Below are 5,706 nucleotides of genomic sequence, written 5' to 3' on the forward strand. Positions count from 1 at the left end.
CGAATTCAACGAGGCGCGGCTGCGCGCGATCCTGGAAACCAGCAACCAGTATCAAGGCTTGGTCAATCTCAAGGGCGAGCTGCTCTACGCCAACAGAACCGCACTCGACGGACAGCGCCCAGGCATGCGGCTCGCTGGCATGCCGCGTGGTGATCGAGAGACGTGCCACCGAGCCGATAGAGGGCAGCGCCTCGCCGCGGAACCCAAGCGTGCGGATCTGGAGCAAGTCCTCGTCGTCGAGCTTGGAGGTGGCATGGCGCTCGACCGCGAGCGCGAGATCTTTAGCCGTCATCCCGCCGCCGTCGTCGGTGATGCCGATCCGGCGCCGCCCGCCGCCATCGGTGAAGACGTCGATCCGGCTGGCGCCGGCGTCGATCGCGTTCTCGACCAGTTCCTTGACCACGCTCGCCGGGCGCTCGACCACCTCGCCGGCGGCGATGCGGTTGACGATCTGCTCTGGCAGTTGACGGACGGGCATGGGCTCGAATCTTGGATTCGCGGAACGGCGTTATCTTAAGCGGTGTTGCGTCAAAAGCATGCGTTGGGCAACAGCCGTGTGGCGGCCTGGGGAAGAGGGATGCCTATCACATTGAAGACATTGGACCTTCGAGAAAATCGCGCAACCGGGATGATGCGACTTCCGCCTGCCGTCCTGATTGTGGGGTGCCGGGCAGCGGTGTAGCATCGTGAAAAAACGGCAACAGGACGGGAGGACGCCATGTGCCATCTCTTCGCGCACCAACCCCAACGCGACTATGAATCCCAGACCCGTTCCTTGCGGATCGACGGCCACTGCACCTCGATCCGGCTGGAGATGGCGTTCTGGGACACGCTGGAGGAGATCGCAGCCAGGGAGAACATGAGCCTCGGCAAGTTCCTGACCACGCTCTACAACGAGGTGCTCGACCACCACGGCGAGGTCAACAATTTCGCCTCGCTGCTGCGCTGCTCGTGTTTGATCTATCGCTCGAAGTCGATGGCGTCGGTGCAGGAGTTCAAGGCGAGCGTTACGCCCATTCTCGACGCGGCCGAATAGCTGCCGTTACAGTGAGGGCCTGTATCCGTATTCTCGATGTCGTCCCGGCGAAGGCCGGGATCCATGCCGCGGAATCCATCGAGCGTGCGTGATCGGAGTACCGGACGACGAGTCTTCGTCAAATTGCTCCCTGTGGTTATGGATCCCGGCCTTCGCCGGGACGACACCGTGATGTGGATACGCAATCCCTCCTCGATGTCATCCTGGCGAGTGTGATCGCGGAACCTCAGATCTCCTTCTTCTGCATCGCCCCCGCAATGTAATCCGCCTGCCGGATCGCGAGCGCGACGATCGTCAGCGTCGGGTTGCAGGCCGCGCCGCTGGTGAACTGGCTGCCGTCGGAGACGAACAGGTTCTTGACGTCGTGGCTCTGCCCGAACTTGTTGACCACGCCGTCGCGCGGCTTCTCGCTCATCCTGTTGGTGCCGAGATTGTGCGTGCTCGGATAGGGCGGTGTCGGGTAGGTCACGGTGGCGCCGACGGCGTCGTAGACCGCAGCGCCCTGCTTGTAGGCGTGGGCGCGCATCGCGAGATCGTTGGGATGATCGTCGAAATGCACGCTCGCGACCGGCTGTCCGAACTTGTCCTTGACGACAGGATCGAGCGTGATGCGGTTGGTCTCCTGCGGCATGTCCTCGCCGACCAGCCACATGCCCGCCATCCTGGGATAGCCGTCGAGCGCCGCCGTGAAGGGGCGGCCCCAGGCGCCGGGATTGAGGAACGCCGCCATGAACGGCAGGCCGAGCGACAGCGTCTCCATCTCGTAGCCACCGACGAAGCCGCGCTTCGGATTGTTGGCGGCTTCATCGCGGATGATCCCGGCCATCGTCGTGCCGCGATACATGTGCACGGATTTCTCGAACACGGCGTAGACGCTGCCGGTCATGTGCCGCATGTAATTGCGGCCGACCTGGCCCGATGAATTGCCAAGGCCGTCGGGGAACATGGTCGAGGCGCTGTTGAGCAGCAGCCGCGGGCTTTCGATCGAGTTGCCGGCGACTGCGACGATGCGCGCCTTCTGGCGCTGCATCGCGCCGCTCTCGTCGGCGTAGACGACGCCGGTCACCTTGCCGCCGGCATCGTGCTCGATCTTGACCGCCATGCTGCCGGGGCGGACCTCGAGATTGCCGGTTGCCTCCCCCTTGGGGATCTCGGTGTAGAGCGTCGACCATTTCGCGCCCGACTTGCAGCCCTGGAAGCAGAAGCCGATCTGCTGGCAGGCGCCGCGTCCGTCGCGCGGCTGGCTGTTGATCGCCATGTTGCCGGTGTGCACGGTCTTGTAGCCCAGCTTCTTCGCGCCGGCCTCGAGCACCTTGAAGTTATTGTTGCCGGGAAGTCCGGGAATGCCGTTGGTGCGGGTCACACCCATCTTGTTCTCGGCCTTGGCGTACCACGGCTCCATCTCGGCCAGCGTGACCGGCCAGTCCAGCAGATTGGCGCCGGGAAGGTTGCCGTAGGTGCTCTTGACCCTGAACTCGTGCTCGTCGAAACGCAGCGACGCGCCGGCCCAGTGTGTGGTCGAGCCTCCGACCGCCTTGACGATCCATGCAGGAAGCCCCGAAAAATCCTTGGCGACGCGCCACGTGCCTGAGGTGGTGCGCGCATCGGTCCAGGCGAGCTGGGAAAAACTCTCCCACTCGTCGTTGACGAAGTCGTGGTTCTCGATGCGGGGCCCTGCTTCGAGGATGACCACCTTGACGCCCTTCTGCGCGAGCTCGTTGCCAAGCGTGCCGCCGCCGGCACCGGAGCCGACGATCACCACAACGCTGGAGTCGTTCAGATCGAATTTTGCCATATGCGTTCTCCTGAACCGTTGGGTGAGCCTTAAGCCTTCGGCAGCCAGTCGATGTCGGCGAAGCCGCGGTTGATGTAGCCGCCGTGCTCGGCCGAGGAGCCCTCGTAGCCGAACCGCGGCCAGACCTCTTTCTGGTTGTAGAGCGAGACGATGAGGTCGCCGCGGACCTTCTGGAAGAAGTCGCTTCCCTCGATCTCCTTCAGCAGCACCACGCGATCTGCCTCCCAGGGCACTTCGGCGTAAGCCACCTTGTGGCGATCCCGCGCGTTCTGATCGAGCCGCGTGATGCCGTCGCTGATCAGCGACTTGACGGCGGGATCCTTGGCCGCCTTGCCGTCCCACGGCTTGATCGCGGTGATGTAGTAGCTGTCACCAAGGACGTCGTGCGGATAGATGTCGCGTGCGACCTTCAGCAGCGTCTTCATCGTCGCAGGCGAGAGCGCGCTCGCATCATCGGCCCACGCATCTTCAATGCTGACGGCGACGCTGGTCGCGACTGCTACGACCGGCACGGCGGTTGCCGCGCCCTTGAGAAAGACACGGCGGCTGTGCTTGCTTCGGCGATCGACTTCTCTCATGGCATTCCTCCGTCAATTTTGATTTTATGATTGAGTCAGTTGAAACGTCCGCCCCGCTGGATCACCTCGATCTTGTAGCCGTCGGGATCGCTGACGAAGAAGAAGCGCGCCAGCGTCCTGCCGTCGTGTTTGAAGTCGCGTAAGGGTCCTGGTGCGAGCTTCTCACGCTCGAAGCGGGCATGCTCGGTATCGAGATCGTCCACCACCACGGCGAGATGACCGTAGCCGTCGCCGAGCGCGTACGGCTCCTTGCGATCGAAATTCACCGTCAGCTCGACTTCGAAAGGTGAGGAGGGATGACGCAGATAGATCAGGGCAAAGTCGGAAAACTTCAGATGGTCGGCGACCTCGAGGCCGAAGGCGCGCCGGTAGAAGTCGAGCGAGCGCGCTTCATCCAGCACCCGGATCATGGAATGGACGGCCTTTGCCATTCAGTTTTGCTCCTTCAGATAAGCGATGATGGCAGCGCGCGTTTCCGGCTTGGCCTGCCGATAGGCCATGACCACGCCGGGAATGACGGCTTGTGGATTGGTCAGCCAGGCGTCGAGCCGGGCTTCGTCCCAGGCGAAGTCTGCGTTCGCGAGGCCTTGCGAATACCGAAAGCCTTCAACCTTGCCGGCGGGCCGGCCCACGAGCTTGAACAGCGGCGGCCCCTGTCGTGCCGGCTCTGACAGGCTTGTGGTGTGGCACACCGCGCATTGCTGCTTGAAGAGCGTCGCGCCATCCGGCGGCTTTGCGGCCGGCAAAGGCATTTGCGCGTCTGCCACCCGCACCATCAGCACCATCGCGGTGCACAATCCCAGCACGACTGTGCGCATTACCGAGAGCCCGCCCATCCACGTCAATGTAGCCTGAGCAAACTCTAGGCGGCGTCAGATGGACGGTGGTAGTAGCGGGCTGTTTCGCCGCGCGCGGAGATGCCGACGGCGTGCGGTGTTCCGCGTTGCCTTATATGCGGAGCACAATTCCGCGAAACCGCCGTCAAATCCCTAAACGATCACCACACCATGCGCATTGCATGACGATCGCGCCGCTTGATTTCTTTACGCGATGCGATGGGTCGGCGCAGGCAAGCGGCGTCGAGAACGGCCGAGCCATTCATCGCGGAAAAATCCAGGAGAAATGGATGAAGTTGGTGAAGACCTCGATGATCGCATGCGCTCTGTCGGCTCTCATTGCCACGCCCGTTCTTGCGCAAAGCGCGCCCCCCACCGCGAAGTCAGGCGGCACCGTGCAAAGCAAACCCATGCAAGGCAACACGATGGGCAGCGGCGATGACGAGATGAACGCTCAGCCGGGCGCAGCGGGCGAGAAGACCGGCATGAAGCCGACCAAGGGCACCAAAGGCACGGTCGGCACCACGGGCAGCGCTGCGCACAAGGGGACGGCGGACGATCCCACGACGGGCGGTGCAGCTCCATCCAAGCGTTACTAGTCCCGCCGGGAGAACGGCAAGACTCCGGCCGCTTGGCGGCCGGAGTTTTCTGCGTCTGCTAAAGCGGTATGGGCTTGAGTTGGATCGATTGCTGCCGCTGGTTCACCTCTCCCGCTTGCGGGAGAGGTCGGCGCGAAGCGCCGGGTGAGGGTTATCTCCGCTTGGGGATTGTCCCATTGCGGAAACACCCTCTCCCCAACCCTCTCCCGCAAGCGGGAGAGGGAGTGCACCTCCGCTGTAGCTATCAAACTGATCGCATCGCGCTTTAGTCGTCGAAGCGCCCGCCGCGTCCGGCCTTGACGTCGCCGCGGCGCTTCTTGCCGTCGAGCCGGCGCTGCTTGGAGGCGAAGGTCGGCCGCGTCGCGCGCCTCGGCGTCGGCCTTATCATGGCCTGGCTGAGGATTTCGACCAGCCGGTCGATGGCGTCCTGTCGATTGCGCTCCTGAGTGCGGAAGCGCTGGGCGTGGATCACGATTACGCCATCCTTGGTCATGCGCTGGCCGGCGATGCGGGCGAGCCGGATCGCCGCATCCTCGGGCAGGGTCAGCTTGCGCGTGTCGAATCGCAGCTGGGCCGAGGTCGAGACCTTGTTGACATTCTGCCCGCCCGGGCCGGAGGCGCGGACAAAGCCGATCTCGATGTCGTCCTCGTCAATGACGAGATCGCGGGATATCCGCAGCATGATGGCACCATTCGTGATGTCCGGACATATCGCGGACGTCTACGTTCGGCAATGGTGCTTCTGGAAGCGCAAATGGCCGGGCGAGCCCGGCCATTTCAGCAAACGAGAGAGGAACGTCAGTTCGACTTCGTCACCGGAGCCGCGGGCGGCTGCGCCGCGGCCTGCGGGGCGCGGCCGACG

The 5,706-nt window shown here is 63.6% G+C and carries 8 protein-coding genes; 2 read left to right on the forward strand and 6 right to left on the reverse strand.

Features of this window, described 5'->3' with window-relative positions; genetic code table 11:
• Nucleotides 1-478, reverse strand: a 478-nt coding sequence (gene mutL / locus MOV75_RS25330; RefSeq protein ID WP_247006801.1) for a DNA mismatch repair endonuclease MutL, incomplete at its 3' end; no start/stop codon positions are given.
• A gap of 240 nt (nt 479-718) precedes the next feature.
• Here mutL and MOV75_RS25335 point away from each other — a divergent pair.
• Nucleotides 719-1,036, forward strand: coding sequence for a ribbon-helix-helix domain-containing protein (locus MOV75_RS25335; RefSeq protein ID WP_246930156.1), 318 nt, complete (start codon nt 719-721; stop codon nt 1,034-1,036).
• 226 nt (nt 1,037-1,262) lie between these two features.
• Here the strand turns inward: MOV75_RS25335 and MOV75_RS25340 are convergent, their stop codons facing one another.
• Genes MOV75_RS25340 through MOV75_RS25355 form a run of 4 tightly spaced genes read right to left on the reverse strand, consistent with a single transcriptional unit; the run spans nt 1,263 to nt 4,161 of the window.
• Nucleotides 1,263-2,831: a GMC family oxidoreductase gene (locus MOV75_RS25340; RefSeq protein ID WP_246930157.1), complete on the reverse strand. Its 1,569-nt coding sequence runs from the start codon at nt 2,829-2,831 to the stop codon at nt 1,263-1,265.
• A gap of 29 nt (nt 2,832-2,860) precedes the next feature.
• On the reverse strand, nt 2,861-3,409 hold the full coding sequence (locus MOV75_RS25345) for a gluconate 2-dehydrogenase subunit 3 family protein (protein ID WP_246930158.1): 549 nt from the start codon (nt 3,407-3,409) through the stop codon (nt 2,861-2,863).
• Between the two features lie 35 nt (nt 3,410-3,444).
• Nucleotides 3,445-3,840 (reverse strand): VOC family protein, encoded by a 396-nt coding sequence (locus tag MOV75_RS25350; RefSeq protein ID WP_246930159.1) that lies wholly within the window; start codon nt 3,838-3,840, stop codon nt 3,445-3,447.
• A complete protein-coding gene (locus MOV75_RS25355; protein ID WP_309486847.1) occupies nt 3,841-4,161 on the reverse strand; it encodes a c-type cytochrome in 321 nt (106 codons plus the stop codon).
• Between the two features lie 266 nt (nt 4,162-4,427).
• On the opposite strand from MOV75_RS25355, the gene MOV75_RS25360 reads away from it, so the two are divergent.
• On the forward strand, nt 4,428-4,844 hold the full coding sequence (locus MOV75_RS25360) for a hypothetical protein (RefSeq protein WP_246930160.1): 417 nt from the start codon (nt 4,428-4,430) through the stop codon (nt 4,842-4,844).
• Nucleotides 4,845-5,109: 265 nt separating this feature from the next.
• On the opposite strand, the gene arfB is transcribed toward MOV75_RS25360, so the two are convergent.
• Nucleotides 5,110-5,526, reverse strand: coding sequence for an alternative ribosome rescue aminoacyl-tRNA hydrolase ArfB (gene arfB, locus MOV75_RS25365; RefSeq protein ID WP_246930161.1), 417 nt, complete (start codon nt 5,524-5,526; stop codon nt 5,110-5,112).
• Between the last annotated feature and the right edge of the window lie 180 nt (nt 5,527-5,706).

The organism is Bradyrhizobium sp. PRIMUS42 (genome assembly GCF_023006515.1).
In the GTDB taxonomy this organism is placed as follows: domain Bacteria; phylum Pseudomonadota; class Alphaproteobacteria; order Rhizobiales; family Xanthobacteraceae; genus Bradyrhizobium.

Coding starts and splice junctions, on each gene's coding strand:
- MOV75_RS25345 (WP_246930158.1), bottom strand. CDS start 3,409: ATGAGAGAAGTCGATCGCCGAAGCAAGCACAGCCGCCGTGTCTTTCTC.
- MOV75_RS25340 (WP_246930157.1), bottom strand. CDS start 2,831: ATGGCAAAATTCGATCTGAACGACTCCAGCGTTGTGGTGATCGTCGGC.
- arfB (WP_246930161.1), bottom strand. CDS start 5,526: ATGCTGCGGATATCCCGCGATCTCGTCATTGACGAGGACGACATCGAG.
- MOV75_RS25335 (WP_246930156.1), top strand. CDS start 719: ATGTGCCATCTCTTCGCGCACCAACCCCAACGCGACTATGAATCCCAG.
- MOV75_RS25355 (WP_309486847.1), bottom strand. CDS start 4,161: ATGCCTTTGCCGGCCGCAAAGCCGCCGGATGGCGCGACGCTCTTCAAG.
- MOV75_RS25350 (WP_246930159.1), bottom strand. CDS start 3,840: ATGGCAAAGGCCGTCCATTCCATGATCCGGGTGCTGGATGAAGCGCGC.
- MOV75_RS25360 (WP_246930160.1), top strand. CDS start 4,428: ATGACGATCGCGCCGCTTGATTTCTTTACGCGATGCGATGGGTCGGCG.